The 19,600-nt window shown below is 61.3% G+C and carries 14 protein-coding genes; 3 read left to right on the top strand and 11 right to left on the bottom strand.

From position 1 onward, the window contains the following. Positions 1-17: 17 nt before the first annotated feature. Positions 18-1,235 (bottom strand): deoxyguanosinetriphosphate triphosphohydrolase, encoded by a 1,218-nt coding sequence (locus USDA257_RS17335; RefSeq protein ID WP_014764260.1) that lies wholly within the window; start codon positions 1,233-1,235, stop codon positions 18-20. A 193-nt stretch (positions 1,236-1,428) separates the two neighbouring features. On the opposite strand from USDA257_RS17335, the gene erpA reads away from it, so the two are divergent. Next, entirely contained in the window at positions 1,429-1,761 is a 333-nt protein-coding gene (gene erpA, locus USDA257_RS17330) for an iron-sulfur cluster insertion protein ErpA (protein WP_014764259.1), read from the top strand. Between the two features lie 27 nt (positions 1,762-1,788). On the opposite strand, the gene USDA257_RS17325 is transcribed toward erpA, so the two are convergent. Then, on the bottom strand, positions 1,789-3,252 hold the full coding sequence (locus USDA257_RS17325) for a phospholipase D-like domain-containing protein (RefSeq protein ID WP_014764258.1): 1,464 nt from the start codon (positions 3,250-3,252) through the stop codon (positions 1,789-1,791). A gap of 209 nt (positions 3,253-3,461) precedes the next feature. On the opposite strand from USDA257_RS17325, the gene xth reads away from it, so the two are divergent. Continuing rightward, positions 3,462-4,244, top strand: coding sequence for an exodeoxyribonuclease III (gene xth, locus USDA257_RS17320; protein WP_014764257.1), 783 nt, complete (start codon positions 3,462-3,464; stop codon positions 4,242-4,244). A gap of 80 nt (positions 4,245-4,324) precedes the next feature. On the opposite strand, the gene exoR is transcribed toward xth, so the two are convergent. The 9 genes from exoR to USDA257_RS17275 all read right to left on the bottom strand — a co-directional run bounded on the left by exoR (position 4,325) and on the right by USDA257_RS17275 (position 17,974). Beyond that, positions 4,325-5,125: an exopolysaccharide production regulator ExoR gene (gene exoR, locus USDA257_RS17315; protein WP_014764256.1), complete on the bottom strand. Its 801-nt coding sequence runs from the start codon at positions 5,123-5,125 to the stop codon at positions 4,325-4,327. A gap of 444 nt (positions 5,126-5,569) precedes the next feature. Further along, complete coding sequence (locus USDA257_RS17310) at positions 5,570-6,841, bottom strand: OmpP1/FadL family transporter (RefSeq protein WP_014764255.1); 1,272 nt, start codon at positions 6,839-6,841, stop codon at positions 5,570-5,572. 442 nt (positions 6,842-7,283) lie between these two features. Then, positions 7,284-10,127, bottom strand: coding sequence for a valine--tRNA ligase (locus USDA257_RS17305; protein WP_014764254.1), 2,844 nt, complete (start codon positions 10,125-10,127; stop codon positions 7,284-7,286). A 202-nt stretch (positions 10,128-10,329) separates the two neighbouring features. After that, a complete protein-coding gene (locus tag USDA257_RS17300; RefSeq protein ID WP_014764253.1) occupies positions 10,330-11,127 on the bottom strand; it encodes a PopZ family protein in 798 nt (265 codons plus the stop codon). A gap of 266 nt (positions 11,128-11,393) precedes the next feature. After that, positions 11,394-12,761 (bottom strand): outer membrane channel protein TolC, encoded by a 1,368-nt coding sequence (tolC, locus tag USDA257_RS17295; protein WP_014764252.1) that lies wholly within the window; start codon positions 12,759-12,761, stop codon positions 11,394-11,396. Positions 12,762-13,040: 279 nt separating this feature from the next. After that, on the bottom strand, positions 13,041-13,700 hold the full coding sequence (locus USDA257_RS17290) for a protein-L-isoaspartate O-methyltransferase family protein (RefSeq protein ID WP_014764251.1): 660 nt from the start codon (positions 13,698-13,700) through the stop codon (positions 13,041-13,043). A gap of 217 nt (positions 13,701-13,917) precedes the next feature. After that, the gene (gene exbD, locus USDA257_RS17285) at positions 13,918-14,343 is read right to left on the bottom strand and encodes a TonB system transport protein ExbD (RefSeq protein WP_014764250.1); all 426 of its coding nucleotides are present in this window, start codon (positions 14,341-14,343) and stop codon (positions 13,918-13,920) included. Between the two features lie 5 nt (positions 14,344-14,348). Then, the gene (gene exbB / locus USDA257_RS17280) at positions 14,349-15,296 is read right to left on the bottom strand and encodes a tonB-system energizer ExbB (protein ID WP_014764249.1); all 948 of its coding nucleotides are present in this window, start codon (positions 15,294-15,296) and stop codon (positions 14,349-14,351) included. Positions 15,297-15,511: 215 nt separating this feature from the next. Next, complete coding sequence (locus tag USDA257_RS17275) at positions 15,512-17,974, bottom strand: ComEC/Rec2 family competence protein (protein ID WP_041414335.1); 2,463 nt, start codon at positions 17,972-17,974, stop codon at positions 15,512-15,514. Between the two features lie 317 nt (positions 17,975-18,291). Here USDA257_RS17275 and gltA point away from each other — a divergent pair, with 317 nt between their 5' ends. Beyond that, positions 18,292-19,581, top strand: a complete 1,290-nt coding sequence (gene gltA / locus USDA257_RS17270) for a citrate synthase (protein WP_014764247.1) — start codon at positions 18,292-18,294, stop codon at positions 19,579-19,581. Positions 19,582-19,600 lie beyond the last annotated feature (19 nt).

The following is a 19,600-nucleotide window of genomic DNA, read 5'->3' as shown; positions in this document are numbered from 1 at the left end:
CTCCGCGCGGCGCGTCACTACCGCAAATCCGGCGTGTGGTCAAACAAGCGCCGGTGCACGCTGATCGCGAAGGTATCGGTCATGCCGGCGAGATAGTCGCCCACATGGCGCGCTCGGGCCGGCTCGGCCATCCCGGCGATCTGGTCGATCCAGTAGTGTTCATTCATCAACAGCGGGTCGGCCATGAACGCCCGATAGAGATCGGTGACGATCGATGCCGCTGCCTGGCGCACACGCATGACCTCCGGGTGACGATAGATGCGCGTCATCAGCAGGTTCTTGATCTGCCGGTCGGTCTCGCTCATCTCCTCGGAGAAGGTCGCGATGACCCGGCCGGCGTTACGCACGTCGCTGGCGCTCTTGGGGCGAACTTCGCGCAGACGCGTCTGGGCGACGCCGATGACGTCCTCGACCATCGCGGTGATCTGCCGGCGCATGATCTCGTGGGTGAAGCGGCTGGTTTCCAAGGCGGGATAACGGTCGTGCACCTCGCGCATCACCCGGGCCAGGAACGGAACCTCTTCCAGCATCTCGAGCGTCAGGTAGCCAGCGCGCAATCCATCGTCGATGTCATGGGTATTATAGGCGATATCGTCGGCGATTGCGGCCACTTGGGCTTCGAGGCTGGCGAAGCTCGCCAGTTCGAGATCGTGGACGGCGCAATAGTCAAGGATCGGTTGCGGCACCGGGCCGCGGATTCCCTCGCCTTCCGGCGTCATCAGCGGCCCGTTGTGCTTGACCAGGCCCTCGAGGCTCTCCCAGGCGAGGTTCAAGCCATCGAATTCCGCATAGCGACGCTCGAGCTTCGTAACGATGCGCAGCGACTGGGCATTGTGATCGAAGCCGCCATAGGGCTTCAGCATCTCGTGCAGCGCATCCTCGCCGGTGTGGCCGAACGGCGTGTGGCCGAAGTCGTGGACAAGCGCCACCCCTTCGGCCAAATCCTCGTCGAGCTTCAAGGCCCGTGCCAAGGCGCGCGCGATCTGCGCGACTTCGATCGTGTGCGTGAGACGCGTGCGGTAATGGTCGCCGTCGGCGGCAATGAACACCTGGGTCTTGTGTTTCAGGCGACGGAAGGCGGTCGTATGGACGATGCGGTCGCGGTCGCGTTGAAAATCGGAACGCGTCGGACTGGAGGTTTCGGGATAGAGCCTGCCGCGCGACGCCCAAGGATTGGAAGCGAAAGCTGCGTGCTCACCATAACCGAAGCCCAGGGCCTTTGTGTCGAAAGCCATTTCACACCTGCGATGCAGTCCCATTGACGGGACATTCAAGCCTTCATACCTATAGTATGCGTTGCAGGAAAGCGACGAGGGAGTCGCCGCTTAATGACCGGGACACCCCGCGGCTCGCTTCTCAAGCGCAGCAATTGTAACGCCAGAACGCTAACGAATCTCTCCGGTTCTTGACCCCGGCAGGAGGCCAGACATGATGCAGGAAACAGTGACGCTTTCGGATGCGGCCGCCAGGCGCATCGCCACGATACTTCAGACAGAACACGACAAGACGGCGATGCGCGTCTCCGTCGAAGGCGGCGGCTGTTCCGGCTTCTCCTACAAGTTCGACCTGGTGGACCAGGAGAACGATGACGATCTCGTCCTCGAAAAGGGCAATGCCAAGGTGCTGATCGACAGTCTCTCGCTGGTCTATATGGGCGGCTCGGAAATCGACTTCGTCGACAATCTGCTCGGCCAGTCGTTCCAGATCAAGAATCCGAATGCCGTCGCAAGTTGCGGCTGCGGAACAAGCTTCTCGGTCTAGAGGACCTCCTCCACCCATCCCCAAGTGCTAGAGATAGGGCGAACCGAGCCAAAGAAGGCGGTTCGCCAGTCGGTTCAGCAAGGGCTGCGCGTCAAGGCTTGCGAGCGTCACTTCCGCGGCCGACTCGCGTACCGCGCAGAATTTGTCGCTGATCGTCCTCGCAAAATCCTCGTCGAGAATCTCGACATCGAATTCGAAATTGAGGCGGAGCGAGCGCGGATCCAGGTTGCTCGAGCCGACATAGGACCAATGACCGTCGACGACGACCAATTTCGAATGGTTGAAGCTGCCTTTCGCCCGCCACACGCGACAGTGACCTTCAAGCACCTGGTCGAATTGCGCGGTCATTGCACGATCCACGAGGGTCAGGTTGTTGACAGCCGGCACGATGATATCGACTTCGACGCCTCTGCGCGCAGCCGTCACCAGCGCGCTGATCAATTCCCTGTCGGGAAGAAAATAGGGCGACATCACCCGGATGTGCTTGCGCGCAATGGAGAAGGCCCCCATCAGCATCTTATGGTTGGTCTCGTTGGTGCTGTCAGGTCCCGAAGGAACGGCTCGCATCAGCACGGATGGCGTATCGCCCCGCTCCTCAAGGTCGGCCAGCCCCCAGGCTTCGCCCCCGAGCAGTTCTCCGCTCGAGAACTGCCAGTCTTCGGCCGCCACCTGGAAGATGTCGGCAACGATCGGTCCGGTAACGCGGAAATGCGTGTCGAACGAAGCGGCGATGCCGGCCATCTCCGTCGTGAAGCCCGCCCGTATGTTCATGCCGCCGGTAAAGGCGACCCCACCGTCGATGACGACGATCTTTCGGTGCGTCCGCAGATTGGCATAGGGCAGCCTCAGGCCCATGATGATGTTGCCATTGAAGACTGCGGTCGTGACCCCTCCTTCCTGCAGATAGCTGACGATGCTCGGCACGGAATAGCGAGCACCGACCGCGTCGATCAGCACCCGCACGCTGACGCCGCGCTTGACCGCGGCGATCAGTGCATCGGCGAAACGAAGCCCGATCTGATCGCGATCGAAGATATAGCTTTCGAACAGTATGCTGCGGCGAGCGCCAGCAATCGCCTCGAGCATCGCCCCGTAGACGTCGTCGCCGCCCTCCAGCATGGCGATGTGGTTCCCGGTCGACATCGCGAAACGCGACACCCGGTCGCCGAGGATCTTCATCGCCGCGAATCGCTGTCCGAATCGCACCGCAACGTTTTCGTCCGTGACATCGAAACCGAGAAGCGGATCCGGACCGCTCGTGCGCAGCAGCGAGCGTTGCAAGCCGATCGAGGAGCGGCGAATGCGGTTGATGCCAGCAACCGCATAGATGGCTGCCCCGATTACAGGCGAAAGCAGGACGACGCCGACCCAACCGGCGGCAGCGCGTACATCGTCCTTCGTCATGGCCGCATGAATGATCGCCGGCACGCCCAGTGCGAACGACAGGAGCGCCAGGAAATGCGGCCAATAATTCTCGATGAACGCGATCATGCGCGGGACTATAGACGGACCGAATGAGGAATCAATTCCGCCACCGACGGCTGCATTTCCTTATGCGAACGCACGGAAAATTCGGCCCGTTGCCGATCACCTCCCAGCGAAGCGAATGTTGCAGCTATCGGATTTGTCAAAAGAAATGGCAGCCGCTACAACGACTCGGCGCCAAAGCGAGACCATAAAAGAAAGGCAGATGCGGCCCCATGAAGATCGCCACCTGGAACATCAACGGCGTCAAGGCGCGGCTCGATGGCCTCGTTGCCTGGCTCAAGGCATCGAACCCGGATATCGCCTGCCTGCAGGAAATCAAGTCGGTCGATGACACCTTCCCGAGGGAGGAGATCGAGGCGCTCGGCTACCACATCGAGACGCACGGTCAAAAAGGCTTCAACGGGGTCGCGCTGCTTTCGAAGCTGCGTCCGGACGAAGTCAACCGCGGACTGCCGGGCGATGATTCCGACGAGCAGTCACGGTTCATCGAAGGCGTCTTTTCCATTGCGGGCGGGGCGATCCGCGTTTGCTGCCTCTATCTGCCGAATGGCAATCCGGTCGAATCGGAGAAATACCCCTACAAGCTTGGATGGATGCAGCGGCTCGCGTCCTTCGCCAAGGAGAGACTGTTGCTCGAGGAGCCGCTCATCCTCGCCGGCGACTACAACGTCATTCCGGAGGCCCATGACTGCTGGGATGTCAATGTCTGGCGCAACGATGCGCTCTTCCTCCCCGAGACGCGCGCAGCCTTCCGGCGGCTGCGCAATCTCGGCCTCACCGACGCCGTTCGCACCACGACGGACGAAGTGCCGCTCTATTCATTCTGGGATTATCAGGCCGGATGCTGGCAGAAGAATTTCGGCATCCGCATCGACCACCTGATGCTGTCGCCCGAGGCGGCCGACAAGCTCGTATCGACATCGATCGAAAAGCATGTCCGCGCCTGGGAAAAGCCGTCCGACCATGTGCCGGTCGCCGCCCAATTTGCTTTCTGAGTAGGCTAGAGAATCGAAAAGCGAGGCGTCCGCCTCGCTGCATGCCGGTCGGAGACGTTATAGGAGCCGGCTCGGCCCGCTCACTCGTCGGCCTGCGGATGCATGTTCTGCGCCATAGCGATTGCGACGCGGCGGTCGTCCTCGGTCGCGAGCGAGAAGGCCTGCTCCTGCATAGACTGGAGCCATAGCCTGTCCTTCGGCGAACATTGGTCGAGCGCCGCCGTCATGTAGGCGAGCCCGCGCACCGTCTGCCCCTCTTGAAAGATGACGTTTCCAAAAACGCCCATGGCGCCGGCATGGCCGTTCTTGCGCGCCCGGTTCAGCCATTTCTTGGCCTGCTGGACATTGACCGTGCCGCCCTCGCCCGAAAGCAGCATCCGTGCCAACTGGAACTGCGCCTCGGCAATGCCGAACGTCGAGGCCGCCTGGAAATAAAGCTGTCTTGCCTGCGGCAGGTCCGCCGCTACCGGGCTGTCCGGAATGCCGCGCCGGTAATAGCCAGCAAGCGCGATCAGCGCGTTGACAAAATAGCCGGTATCTTCCGAACCGGGCTCGACGCCCTGCTGGGCAATCTCGCTGTAGATCTTGAATGCTTCGAGATCGTTCTCGGCGACTCCGTCGCCATAGGCGTACATATTGGCAAGCGCCCAGCGCGACCCCGTATGGCCCTTCTCGGCGGCGTAGCGATAGGCCTCGACCGCCTCGTCCTTGCGGCCGTTCTTGTAGGCGGAGAAGCCGAACTTGAAGAGCGCGAACGGACCGGATTCCTTCGTCACGCCCGCGGACGGATCGAAGGCTCGCGCCGGCCCGGCGGCGGCGCCAACCGCCAGTGACATGCCCAGTACCGCCACCCTAAGCGACTTGAATTCACCCGTGCGCATCACAATCAGTTTCTTCCGTTCCGGCCGGCTACGCCGACCCAAGCACCATCCACAACATCGACCATGCCCTGTGTCGTCCGAGCGCTCTCTCGCAGCGACGCCGGTCGGCTCATTCGCTTGCCGCGCGCGTCAGCCTTGCCGCGATCGATATCGGTCCGACCACGCGCAAAGCGCCAGTTGCTAGGGGATGTCTCGGCGGCACACAAACTCAGTTCACCTCAAACGCAAACACGGCACTCGCACGTCTGTCGCTAATATCGCTGCTCCCATTTTGTGGCGGGAAATGGACATATCCAACACGGACCGGATACTAGCGAACCATAGTAATAAATGTGTTGCTGAATCGTCACATTCGCGATTGCTCATAAGAGGCGGCCGAACTGCGCCGCCCAGCCAAAAAGAAAGGCCCGGCGAACCGGGCCTCGAGATGCTGATCGATGGAGATCAGAACCTGACTTTTAGCGATGTCGAGATCGCCCCGACGAAGTCATTGTCGAAGTCATAGGAGACGTCGTCGCCAATGACCTCGCCTTGGTAGGTGACCTGCCCCGAACTGCCGCTAGTCATGATCCCAGCGACGCCAGCGAAGCGAAGTTCGACATTCTGGGTCGGCGCGTAGGTCACGCCTGTCCCAAGCAACCAGGTATCGGTTTGCGCTCCATAGCCATGGCTCGTGCCGCGGTCCCAAGTGAGACTGATGGCTCCACTCCACTGATCGTTGAACTTGTGGCCAATGCCGCCGGTGACTGTCCAACCATCACGATACAGCAGGTCAAGGCTCGTGCCGAACCTCCCAAAGCCCGGTTCATTTGGCACGAAGCGCAACACTTGCAACTGGCTCCAGTCAGTCCACTTAACCGAACCAAAGGCCAGCCACCCGGGAGCAATGCCGGATTGAACCTTGAGCTCCAGCGAATCTGGCATTGATGCAGAGCCGTGGACATCATACTTGCTGCCGCTGACTACTCCAACACCGGGGATCACAAAACCGACCTGACGTAGGTCGATGGAGCCGCTGAGGTTGTCGAGGTCGACAGCACTATTATAGACGAGGCTCGCCCGCATGGCATATTCGGGGATTTCGTAGGCGACACCCGTCCGCCAGCCCCATCCGCTGTCCTCAAGTTCAAGCCTTCCGACGCCCGAGAATGGGAGCCCGGTACCGGTAAAATCCTGTACAAGCCGCTCTTTAAAGCCGCCCACTTCCTGGTAGAAGACACCTCCGATAACGCGCATAAAACCAGGCCCCATGTCCCATTTGTAGGAGCACGTCGCCGCGTAGTTATCGCTCTCGACTTTCGTTTCAATATTGTTGTTTGCGCCGGCCCAGTTTTGGCCGGGATTGGTGTGGGCGCCCCAAGGCTGCGAGTAGTCCGCCATACAGTCAACACTGTCACCCAAAGCAGCCTTAAAGCCGATGCGGGGCGCCCAATAACTCTCCGTCTCATCTGCAGAATTGGGACGGTAGTTCAAGTCACCACCCCCGAATGTCTCCGCGACCGCATCCGAATTTGCGGGGTTCGTATCGACGACATTCTTCAATTCACGCTGAGGATTGACGTAAGTCGCCGTCGCTTCCGCCGCGAAATCCGAAGGATCGAACAAGAGATCGATATTGTAGCCGCTGCGCTCGAGCCCCCCCGCCTGCGCAGCCGACGCGACGAGCATTCCGGCAACCGCTGCGAGAATGCTCTTCTTCAATCTATTTCGAGCCATTCAGCTCCTCCCCTGCATTTCATGAATGCGGCGTTTCACCTCGCGCCGCCGCACTTGGGCTGAATATTCGTCACGATCCGGTGATTGGCAATTCGCGGCCCGGGGCCTGAACCCGACAGATTCGGTCATCAAATTTACGTAAGAATTTCACGATTCGGCCATATTCCCAAGTACACGAAATGCATTTCCCACTTTCAGTATGAACTCTCCCCAGTTTAAAAAAGAATTCTAACAAACCAGCAATGTGTGACGTCACGACAACAACATTGCTTTTTGCAAAGCAGCCCGGATAAGGCCCCTTGGAAAAGGTCTCATCAAAACCCATGCGTGTAATTGTCCCATTGATCGCCCGGAGCGGACCGATTCGCAGTTGCACTGCGACGAACAAAAATCCGCGGCATTTCTGCCGCGGATTCGCGTCTTCATCCTAGCACGAAGAAGGCTAACCTGCTTCCGAGACGCGGCTTAGAGCGACTCCAAGCGAGTCCTTCTGCAGGGTGAGTTCTGCCAATCGCTCCCGTTCCGCTTCGACCAGTTCGGGTTTTGCGTTCGCGACGAATTTTTCGTTGGCAAGTTTGCCGAGAATTCTCTCGCGCTCGACCTCGACCTTGGCGATTGCCTTCTCGAGGCGAGATTTTTCGGCTGTGAGATCGATGAGGCTGCCGAGCGGAAGGCATGCCGTCGCCTCGCCTATGACGATCTGGGCGCTGCCGCGCGGCGCCGCCGCCGCGTGCTCGATGCTCTCCACCCTTGCCAGCCGCTTGATCGCGGAGGCATGCCGATCGAGCCGCTCGCCCGTCAAGCCCTTGGCGCCGACGATCACCAGCGGCGCCATTGCCGCGGGCGGAACGTTCATTTCCGCCCGCACCGAGCGAATCCCGGAGACGAGATCGATCAGCCAGTTGATCTCGTCCGCGGCCAGATCATCCGCGTAAAAGGCCCCCGGCCATTCGGCGTGGCACAGAAGCGTCGCCCGATCGCGTCCCGGACCGGCGGTCTTTTCCCAAAGCTCCTCGGTCATGAAGGGCATGAAGGGATGCAGCAGCTTGTAGGTTTCATCCAGAACGTAGGCGACGCAGGCCTGCGATTCGCGCTTGGCGGCCTCGTCCTCGCCGCCGAAGACAGGCTTCAACAGTTCGAGGTACCAGTCGCAGAACTGGTTCCATATGAAGCGGTAGAGACTTCCGGCCGCGTCGTTGAACCGATATCCCTCGATCGCTTCCGTGACGTCGCGGATCGTGCGCGACAGCTCGGTCAGGATCCAACGGTTCACCGTCAGCGAGGCGGCTTCCGGAATGAAGCCGTCGCTGCTCGTGGCGCCGTTCATCTCGGCAAAGCGCGTGGCGTTCCAGAGCTTGGTGCCGAAGTTGCGGTAACCGGCGATGCGGGCGGGATCGAGCTTCACGTCGCGGCCCTGGGCCGCCATGATCGCCAGTGTGAAACGCAGCGCGTCGGCACCGTATTCGTCGATCAGTTCGAGCGGATCGATGACGTTGCCCTTCGACTTCGACATCTTCTGCCCGTTCTTGTCGCGAACGAGCGCATGGACGTAGACGGTGTGGAACGGCTCGACCGGCGTTCCATCGGCGTCCTTCATGAAGTGCAGGCCCATCATCATCATCCGGGCGACCCAGAAGAAGATGATGTCGAAACCGGTAACCAGCACATCGGTCTCGTAGTATTTTTCGAGCTCCGGCGTCTCCTTCGGCCAGCCGAGCGTCGAAAAGGGCCAGAGGGCGGACGAGAACCAGGTGTCCAGCACATCCTCGTCGCGCGTCAGGATTTCACCCGGCTTGAAGTTCTCGAGCAGGTCCTCGACATAGGCCTTCATCGGCCCTTCATGCGCCAGGTAATGCTGAATCGCCGCGTGCAGCGCCTCTTCCTCCGTCTTCTCGACGAAGACCTGACCGTCCGGTCCGTACCAGGCGGGGATCTGGTGACCCCACCAGAGCTGACGCGAAATACACCAGGGCTGGATATTCTCCATCCATTCGAAGTAGGTCTTTTCCCAATTGTTGGGAACGAAGGCCGTCCGCCCTTCCCTGACAGAGGCAATGGCTGGCTTGGCCAGCGTCTTTGCGTCGACATACCACTGCTCGGTCAGGCGAGGCTCGATCGGCACGCCGCCGCGATCACCGTGCGGCACCGTGTGCTTGTGCGGCTCTATATGGTCGACGAGACCCGCGGCCTCGAGAATCTCGACAATCAGCCCGCGCGCCTCGAACCTGTCCTTGCCCTCGATCTGGTCCCAGGCACCGTGGAGCGCTGCCGGGTGATCCAAGCCCTCGAGGAAGTCCTCATTGTTCTTGATCGAGATCCGTCCGTCGGGCGTCAGCACGCTGACCTGACGAAGCCCCCTGCGCTTGCCGACGTCGAAATCGTTGAAGTCGTGTGCCGGCGTCATCTTCACCGCACCGGTCCCAGTCGTCGGGTCCGGATATTCATCGGCGACGATCGGTATGCGGCGCCCGACGATCGGCAGGATGACGTGCTTGCCGACGATCCCCTTGTAGCGCGGGTCGTCCGGATGCACCGCTACACCCGTGTCGCCAAGCATCGTTTCCGGGCGCGTGGTGGCAACGACCAGGTAGTCGCGGGTTTCCCACTCGGTGGCGTTGCCGTCTTCGTCGAAGGCGACCGGATGCTGATAGGTGACGCCCTCTTCGAGCGGATAGCGCAGATGCCAGAGATGGCCGTTGACCTCGACCTGCTCGACCTCGATGTCCGAGATTGCCGTCTGCAGCTTCGGATCCCAGTTGACCAGACGGGTGTCGCGGTAGATCAGCCCTTCCTTGTAAAGGCTGACGAAGACCTCGATGACCGCTTCGGACAGCCCCTCGTCCATGGTGAAGCGCTCGCGCGACCAGTCGCAGGAGGCGCCGAGCCGCTTCAACTGATTGAAGATCAGCCCCCCGGATTCGGCCTTCCATTCCCAGACCTTCTCGATGAAGGCCTCGCGTCCCATCTCGTGGCGCCCCGGCAGCTTGCGCTGTGCGAGCTGCCGCTCGACGACCATCTGCGTGGCAATGCCGGCATGGTCCATGCCCGGCTGCCAGAGCACATCCTTCCCGCGCATGCGTTCGAAGCGCACCATGACATCCTGCAGCGTGTTGTTGAGCGCATGGCCCATGTGCAGGGAGCCGGTAACATTCGGCGGCGGAATCACGATGCAGAAGGTCTCGGCATCCGGCTTTGCGCCGGCGCCGGCACGAAACGCGTTTTCATCGTCCCACGTCTTGGAAATACGCGGATCGACGGATGCGGAATCGTAGGTCTTATCGAGCATTTTTTGACCAATTTTGGAGATTGATGTCTGCGTTTTGTAAACCGGAACGGCCTGCGCAAGTCAACACACACGGGAAAAAGCCGCGACGATTACGGTTTTATCTTGTCGAATCGCGAGTGTCTGGCAGCGGCTTGCGTCTGAACTGCTCTACCGGGTAGAATCTCGGACTTGCGTCCCGCCGCTATCTTGAGCGCGTAACAGCTCAGCGACGGGGGCCGCGTGCGACCCGTTCGATTTCTTCGCGAACCAATCGCTCGACCAGCGTCGGCAAATTGTCGTCGAGCCATTCCTGCAGCATCGGGCGAAGCATGGCTTCGGCAATTTCGTCGAAAGAGCGCCTCGGCCCCCGGTCCACCGCATGCGCCAGATCGTCAAAAGCACGCGCCACCTGACGGCTCACGGCCGGTGAAACGATCGCGCCGCCGGTCATCTCATTCTCTGCAGCCGCTTCCGGAGCGGGCGGGTACGATGGAGCCGCTGGCACGGCGGCCACCGGCGCAGGCTCTTCGGCAAGGATGCGCGACGAAGCGCCTTCGGGCGCCTGTTCGGCGGCGGCCGAAGGCGCTTTCGCAAACGACACTGCCGCCATTCGCGAAGTGATCAGCGGGCTGTCCTCGACCGGACCTGCTGGCTCCGGGTTTGTCGGCTCCTTGGCGCCGTAATGCGATGCATGCCGCTCGGAGGCCGCTCGCACGCGTGCCGCCACATCGGCAAGCGAAAGCGGCGGCGAAGAGGATGCAGCCGCCGCCCCCGCGCCGCTATAGGTCGGCTCGGCGCCCGATGACGAGATGCGAGAAGAGGCATGGTGGTCGGATGAATCGAATACCGCAGCATCGATTTCAGAGTCGATCGTCAATTCGATCTCGTCGTCCGTACTTTCCTCGAAGTTTTGCAGTGCAGGGGCGCCGGCAAGACCAGGCTCGTTGTTCTCGATGATCTTGCGAATGGATGCCAGGATCTCATCCATCGAAGGTTCTCGTGCGACATTGAGCTGTGCCATTTCCATCCTCGTTTGCTGCGGACGAGCGCGAGTCAAAAGCTGTCCGCGTGCCGATTTCGAACGAACCTTATGTGAGTTCGCGAACGAAACAAATGTCGCGAATCAGCTGAGGAAATTGTTGCACAGATTTGTTTTTTTCAGCAGGTGCCACAGCAACGAAAGCAAATCGCGCGCCCATGATAACCCATGGGCGCGCGATACTTCGTTACAATATGAGCCCTCTGCTTAAACCGAAGCGGGTTCAAGCAGAGCGAAGCGTGGAAATCTCAGCGTCCGTCGACCGTACGCAGGCCGAACCACTTATCCTTGACGGCTTCGTAATGCTGTTCCGGGCGATACTCGGCCACTTGCAGACCTTGAACCGAGACGGTCAGCTTGCCCATGGCCGCGAGCAGCGCGTAGCTCGCCACGACGGCATCGCGCTGTGCGCCGGCGAGCGATTCCTGCGCATCCAGAACGTCCTGCTGCGCGTCGAGCACGTCCAGCGTCGTGCGCTGGCCGACCTTGCGTTCTTCGATGACGCCTTCCAGGGCGAGGTTTGCGGCCGAAATCTGCGACCTGCTGGCCGTGATCCGGGCAAGGGCAGATTCGAGCTGGGCATGGGCCGTAACGACCGTCTGCTGCACCGAGGCGCGTGCGGAATCGACGAGGATGCGCTGCTGACCCAGAACTTCCTTCGCCTGGCGAATCTGGCCGTATTCAGCGCCACCCTGGTAAATCGGAACCTCGACACGGGCAGTAACGCTCGCGGTGGTATCATCGAGGCCGCCGCCGGAATTGCCGGTGTTGCGCGTGACCGATCCCTGAAGAACGACACCGGGCAGCATCGTGCCTTCAGCCGATTTCACCTGGAAGCCCGCCGAGTCGACGTTGTACTGGGCGGCGATGATCTGCGGGTTCTCCCTCAGGCTCGTGGCTACCGCCTGATCCAGAGACCTCGGCATGCCCTTCGAAGCCGGCCTCGGCTGCCGGATGCCTGTCGGAGCGGCACCGACGATCTGGACATAGACCGCCTCACTCTGCTTCAACTGTGCAACTGCCGAAACCAGCAGCGACTGCGCATTGGCGAGTTCCGCCTGCGCCTGGCTCACATCCGTCCGGGTCCCCTCGCCCACATCGAGGCGAGCCTGAGCGGCATTCAACTGCTCCCGGAGGAAGGCCAGGTTCTGACGTCGTATGGAGACGATCTGCTGGTCGCGGGCGATGTTCGCATAGGACTGGGCGGCCGACAGAAGAATCTGGATCTCGTTCGCCTTCAGCGTCTCGCGTCCGGAGAATACGTCTGACTGCGCCGCCCTGACGTTGTTCAGGGTCTGAAATCCATCGAAGATCATCTGGGTGATCGATATCCCGACCTGCCCGTCATGAAAGTTGAAAGTTCCGTCCTCTCTTTCGACGCGCGTCAGCGTGCCGGTCGCCGAAGCTGCAACTTGAGGGCGGTAACCGGACTTGGCTATCGGAACGCCTTCGTCGGTGGCACGCAGGCCGGCACGTGCGGCATTCAGATCCGGATTGTTGGCATAGGCCTTGGCCATTGCCCCGTAGATCGTCTCAGCGAGCACGGCGTGCGGCGCAAGCAATAAGCTGGTCGAGACAGCCGCCCACAAGGCTGCTTTGCGGACAATCGACACCATCTTCCCTCCGTTCAGCCAGGCGGCACGCACCCGGCAATTTCCAGCAGACCAATCCTCATGGGCGGCCTGTTCAATTCCATGCAACGATCCGCCCAGCCACCCCTCGGCGGGCAAATCACCGCTTCTTTCCACTTTGAACCCCGGATTCGAACTTACGACAACCGTGCACTGCATACGAGGGGGGTATTTCAAAAAGAAACACATGGTACGTTGCCGATTGGCAACATTGCAGATTTGGTCTTCACATGCGTATGCTGAGGTGCCTCAACAAGGGGCACCTCAGAAAATGAACGACCGCGCGCGATGGAAGCCAGGCAGCGGCTTCACCGACGTGTTGAAATCGGATCGCTCGGACGTCCTGCCCGATTCGCGTACATAGAGTTTCGCACGCGATGCGTTACCAAACCCTTCAACGGCGACCAGGCGGCCGCCGTCTCGAAGCTGCTCGAAAAGGGAAGCGGGAATCACTTCAACCGCGCCGTTGATGAAGATCACGTCATAGGGCGCTTCGGCAGCGTGTCCCTTGGTGAGATCGCCAGTCGCGACCGTAACATTGCCATAGTCGAGACGCGCCAGCGTCTCGGTCGCTGACCCGGCCAACGACTCATCACTCTCCAGCGCCACGACGGAGCCGGCGATGAGCGATAGCACCGCGGAAGCGTAACCGGTCCCCGAACCGATCTCGAGCACCTTGTCCGGTTTGCTGATCTCGGCGAGCTGCAGCAATTTGGCCAGCGGAGAAGGCTCCATGAGGTAGCGCGGGGCGGTGCCGCCAGTGAGCTCGATATCGGTATCGATATAGGCCAGTTCCTTCATCTTCGCTGGCACGAATTCCTCGCGTGGCACCGAGAGGAAGGCAGTCAGAACCGAATGGGATGTCACATCCGTCGTTCGGATCTGATTGTCCACCATCTTAATGCGCGCTGCTTCGAAGTTCATGATACTGCCTCGTGTGCGAATGGACGCGGCGCCGCCAACCCGGAACCCCGCGCGATCTTAGCCTGGCTGCGTGACAGCCTCTTCCTAAGCTCATAATTCGCCACACCGCCGGTTTCAAGCGACCGCGGCATTCGGCCCGCAAAAAGCGAAGCCGCCAGCGGGCAAGGCTGGCGGCTCGATGCGATCGGATTGACGACGGTTGGCACGGCGAGAGCCGTCAGCGCACCGGAGCAGCCTCGAGCCCGACGAGCGCTATCTTGGCGTAGCCCGCTCCCTGTATGAGGTTCATGACCGCCATCAACTCGCCGTAGTCGACCAGCCGGTCGGCGCGAAGCAGGACGCGGGTTTCCTTGTTTCCGTTCGTAAGCCGGTCGAGTTCTGCCACAAAGGCGTCGCGTCCCGTCTCCTCATTGCCGATCGCGAGTGAGAGGTCCGCCTTCAACGTCACGAACACCGGCTTGTCGTCGCGTGGCGTCGGCCTGGCGACCGATTGCGGCAAGTCGACCTTCATGTCGACCGTCGCCAGGGGCGCCGCCACCATGAAGATGATCAAGAGAACCAGCATCACGTCGATGAACGGCGTGACATTGATATCGCTGTTCTCGTCGAGATCGCCGCTGCCTTCGGATATTCTTCCCGCCATGGCCCTCACCCGATCCTGGCGATCGACGCATCGGCACCATGGCCGTAACCGTCCTGCCGGCGCGGCTGCGCCTTGCGAATATGACGATGGTCGAGATCGCGGCTGACGAGCCTTTCAACCGCGGCGGCGGCATCCGCCAGGATCAGCTTGTACCCTCCTACCGAGCGGGCGAAGTAATTGTAGATCACCACGGCCGGGATGGCCGCGACAAGCCCGATGGCGGTCGCCAGCAGGGCCTCGGCGATGCCGGGCGCGACGATCGCCAGATTGGTGGTCTGCGCCTTGCTGATGCCGATGAAGGAGTTCATGATCCCCCAGACGGTGCCGAACAGGCCGACGAAGGGACCGACCGAGCCTATCGATGCGAGAATGCCGGTGCCTGCGCTCATCCTTTTGCCGGCGCGGATCTCGATGCGCGCGAGCAGCGAGGCGACACGTTCCTTGACGCCTGCTACCGGCGCTTGATCCAGCACCGCCTCGGAACGGGTGATCTCGTCGATTGCAGCAGCGACCATCTCGGCAGCCGCTCCAGTCTTGCGGTCGAGTTCCACCTCGGCCAGACCCTTTGCTGCACTGAGCACGCGAGCCGCGCGCTTCATCCGCGATTTCGCAAAGGCAAGCTCCAGCGTCTTGACGAAGAAAATCGCCCAAGTGACCACCGAGGCCAAAGCAAGAGATATCATCACGCTTTTGACGACCACGTCCGCTGCGAGGAACATGCCGACCGGCGACAGGTCGTGCGGAAGGATTGGGGCGCTTCCGGCGACGCCTTCGGCTGGCAACGGCGTCGTTACGGGAGCCGGATTGCTCTCCGCCGCAGCCGGAGCGGCGGCCTGCTGCCCGACCGGCGCCGATGGTGCCGTCTGGGCTACGACCACAGCCGGACACGAAAGGAAAATGGCAAGCGTAGCCGCCAGCAACATGTTCAAGGTCGGTCGGCTCCGATTCGACATCTCGTTCCTCATAATTTCGCGCGCTTCCCGATCGACGTCGGCGCGTCAGGCAGATCAATCTCAACAGGTCGCCGCTCTTTACGACAAACCAGGCTCCGATGACAAGGATTTCTGGAGTATAATAATCAGGAATAACGGCGGGGCAACGCCGAAACGGAACGGCGCGCCGCGGCACTTCCTAAATCGCGCCGCATTCGAACGTTGGGCGACATGCACTAGTATGCCGCCTGTTGCGAGGCAAAAGTGTCGCTGCGCCAGTCATAGCGGCGATGCTGCTGCCAAGGCCTCTGCGTCGATGGAAACGACGTCACAATGCGAAAGCGCGCAGGCCGCGCCGCACTAACAGCCGCACTAACATAAATCTCGACCGCACCGGTCTGCCGTAATGTCCTGCCCGTCACGACCAGTGACTTATCTGACGAACAGGTCGGCAACGTCCGCCGCGTTGCCGCGACCAGCAGATCGACGCGGCCGCACAGGACGGCGAAGATATCCGGCGCATCGACCACGGCAACCGACCAGCCTTCCTGGCTGCGGCCGACGCACCATTCGTCCTTGCGGCAAGAAAAGGCTCCTGGCTTCGCGGCAGCCAGGGCCGTCGTCGCCTTGGCGGCACTCGCCACGCTATCGATCTGTTGCGAGCCTGCGCCATTCCGCGCGGGGCGGTCGACACCGTTCTTAGGGGCCTGGCCTGAGGCGGACGTCTCGACTGGCGCGGTGTGGTTGTCGAGGGCAAGCGCCCGTTGCCATTGCGAGAAGATGAACTCCGGCGGCCGTGCCTTGTTGGTAGCGATCGCGTCGCCGGAGATCAGACCGACTAACTGGCCGTCCTCGGATATCGTGATCGAGGGTCGTTCCGCCTGGCGTTCCAGCGCGATGGATGACCCGCCCAGAAGGATCAGTGCGGCACCGGCGAAAGCGAGACGGGTCCTCAGCACGCAGAGCAACACGCCGCCGAAAGCGAGCAGGAAAAAGCCTGTGACGCCGATCCGACCGGTGACCCACTCACCATCGAGCGCCGCTACATAGCGCGCGACGGCAAGCATCCAATCCAGCCCCTGCCCCATCACCATCAAGGGGTAATGTTCGAGCCCGAAGGGCATGAGCAGCATGGCAAAGAGGCCGAACGGCATGATGAGAATGCCGATCAATGGCGTCGTGAGCACATTCGCCAGCAGGCCGTATGCCGGCAGGCGGTGGAAATGCGCTGCGGCATAGACGGCAGTGGCCAGGCCGCCTATCAGCGATGTCGCGACGGTGGCGACGACCGGACCGGAGACTTGGCCGAGGCTCAGTCGAGACGTCTTGGCCTCCGCGTTCCGCAGCCGATGGTCGCGCCAGCGGGCGTAGCCGGCCACGAGCGCCAGGGTCGCAGCAAAGGACATCTGAAAGCCGGGACCGGCGACTGCCGAGGGCGACCACACGATGATGATGAGCGCGGCAAGCGCGACATTGCGCAGGCTGATCGAGACGCGGTCGAAAAGGACGGCGACGAGCATGATCGAGATCATGATCCAGGATCTGAGGGCCGACACCGCGCCGCCGGAAATCAGGATGTAGAGGAAAACCATCAGCAGCGCGCCCGACGCTGCATATTTCTTGATCGGCCGCTTCGCCGCAAGGCCGGGGACCAGGCTCAGCAGCGTTCGCGCGCCGATGAGGAAGGTGCCGGCCGCCAGCACCATGTTGAGCCCGGAGATCGCAAGCACATGCGAAAGCCCGGCGGTCCGCAACGTCTCGACGGTTTCGCGACTGATGGCACGTTCCTCGCCGGTGATCAGTGCTGCAGCGATGGCGCCGGTATCCCCGCCGATCGCCGAGCGAATCCGATTGCCGACCGCTTCGCGCAACGCCGCCAGGCGGGCGCTCGCCTGCAATGAGAGGGGGAGATCGGCGCTATCCTCCGCCCTGCGCGGCGCACCGTAGAAGAAACCGACGGCGCCCACGCCTTTGAAATAGGCATCGAACGCGAAATCGTTGAGACCCGGCAGCGCCGGACCGGAGGGCGGCGAGAGACGAACCCGGCCCTCGATACTCGAGCCAATGGGGAAGGGTTCGTGGCGACTGCGTGCCAAAAGCGTCGCCTGCTCGGGGGGCCTGCGAAGCTTCGGCCCGGACGTCCGGACGATCTCGACCAGGTAGCGCCATCGCCCCTTGTCGTCCGGCTGACGCGATAGCACCGTCCCGCGCAGGTTCGTCGTCACCGGACCATCGAGGATGACCGTATCGACACGGCGCGTCTCGAGCGCGGCGAGCAGCATGCCGGCTGCCAGGAGAGTTGGCGCGAGCGCCAGCGGCCGGCACGCACGCATTTCTCCCCTGCACAGCGATGCAGATATGCCGAAAATGCAAAGCAGTGCTGCGAGTTTAGCAATACCGACGGTCTCTGGCAGCGAAAACCACAGAATGGCGCCAAGCGCCAGAAGCACCGGAATCAACACGAAACCATGGCCGAAGTCATCTTCCTCGAGCAGCGCTGAGCGCAGAAGACCAGCTATGGAGCCCGCCGCAGATCGGAGCCGGCCGGCAGAAAAGCGGCGATCGAGCCTCGCCGAGGGAGGTTGACCTGCCTTGATCTGCGGGAGCTCGGCAGTCTGAAGGACGACCTCGGGGCCGGAGAGACGCCATGCGCTACGTTCCGTGTCGCGCATCGCTGCCTGTCCCTGCCCCTCCTGCATTTCGTTCCGCTCTGTCCCTCAGGCTGCCCGCATCGATCCTGCAACCAAAGGAACCGTATTGCAATCGGAAGACTAGCTGCCGAAAAAATAGGCAGGACTTCGAGGGATGAGGCTGCGCCGCCAGATTAGCGATCATTGATCTTTGCGGATATATTGCCATAGCATACGATTGTTGCGCCGCCATATGCACATTTTCGCATCGCACAATTTGCCTTTCGTACAGCTTGGCAGTCGAAAGTAAATCATATAGCAAAATCGCAACGCTTAATTTGGTGGCACTGGACGACGTGCCACAGCGCCACTAGACGGAGGGCCCCATGTCAGGAACAAACGCGACGATCTCTATCGATGGAAAAACAGCGGACCTCCCGGTGCGATCGGGCTCCATCGGTCCGGACGTGGTGGACATCGGCTCGCTCTACAAGCAGACCAAGATGTTCACCTACGATCCTGGCTTCACGTCGACGGCATCGTGTGAATCCAAGATCACCTATATCGACGGCGACGAGGGCGTATTGCTGCACCGCGGCTACCCGATCGAGCAGCTTGCCGATCACGGTGACTTCCTCGAAGTCTGCTATCTTCTGCTTTACGGCGAACTGCCGACCAAGGCGCAGAAGGACGACTTCGACTATCGCGTGACGCATCACACCATGATTCACGAGCAGATGTCGCGGTTCTTCACCGGCTTCCGTCGCGACGCCCACCCGATGGCCGTCATGTGCGGCTGCGTCGGGGCGCTGTCGGCCTTCTATCATGACTCGACCGACATCACTGACCCGCATCAGCGCATGGTCGCCTCGCTGCGCATGATCGCCAAGATGCCGACGATTGCGGCAATGGCCTACAAGTACCATATCGGCCAGCCCTTCATTTATCCGAAGAACGACCTCGACTACGCCTCGAACTTCCTGCGCATGTGCTTTGCCGTGCCCTGCGAGGACTATGTCGTCAATCCGGTCCTGTCGCGCGCGATGGATCGCATCTTCATCCTGCACGCTGACCATGAGCAGAACGCCTCGACCTCGACCGTTCGCCTTGCCGGCTCGTCGGGCGCCAATCCGTTCGCCTGTATCGCTGCCGGCATTGCCTGCCTATGGGGTCCCGCTCACGGCGGCGCCAACGAAGCGGCCCTCAACATGCTCGCCGAGATCGGCAGCGTCGATCGCATTCCGGAATTTATCACCAGGGCCAAGGACAAGAACGACCCGTTCCGCCTGATGGGCTTCGGTCACCGCGTCTACAAGAACTATGATCCGCGTGCGAAGATCATGCAGAAGACGACGCATGAGGTGCTGGCCGAACTCGGTCACAAGGACGACCCGCTCCTCGAAGTGGCGATGGAGCTCGAGCGCATCGCACTGACGGACGAGTACTTCATCGAGAAGAAGCTCTACCCGAACATCGACTTCTATTCCGGTATCACGCTGAAGGCGCTGGGCTTCCCCACCACGATGTTCACCGTTCTCTTCGCGCTTGCTCGCACGGTCGGCTGGATCGCCCAGTGGAACGAGATGATCGAGGATCCGGAACAGCGCATCGGTCGGCCGCGCCAGCTGTATGTCGGCGCACCGCTGCGCGATTACGTGCCGCTCTCCAAGCGCTGATCGCAGCGCCCATTGAAAA

Source organism: Sinorhizobium fredii USDA 257 (assembly GCF_000265205.3).
Classification (GTDB): domain Bacteria; phylum Pseudomonadota; class Alphaproteobacteria; order Rhizobiales; family Rhizobiaceae; genus Sinorhizobium; species Sinorhizobium fredii_B.
The sequence above is the reverse complement of the archived record's forward strand: the minus strand, read 5'-3'. Positions and strand labels throughout refer to the sequence as shown.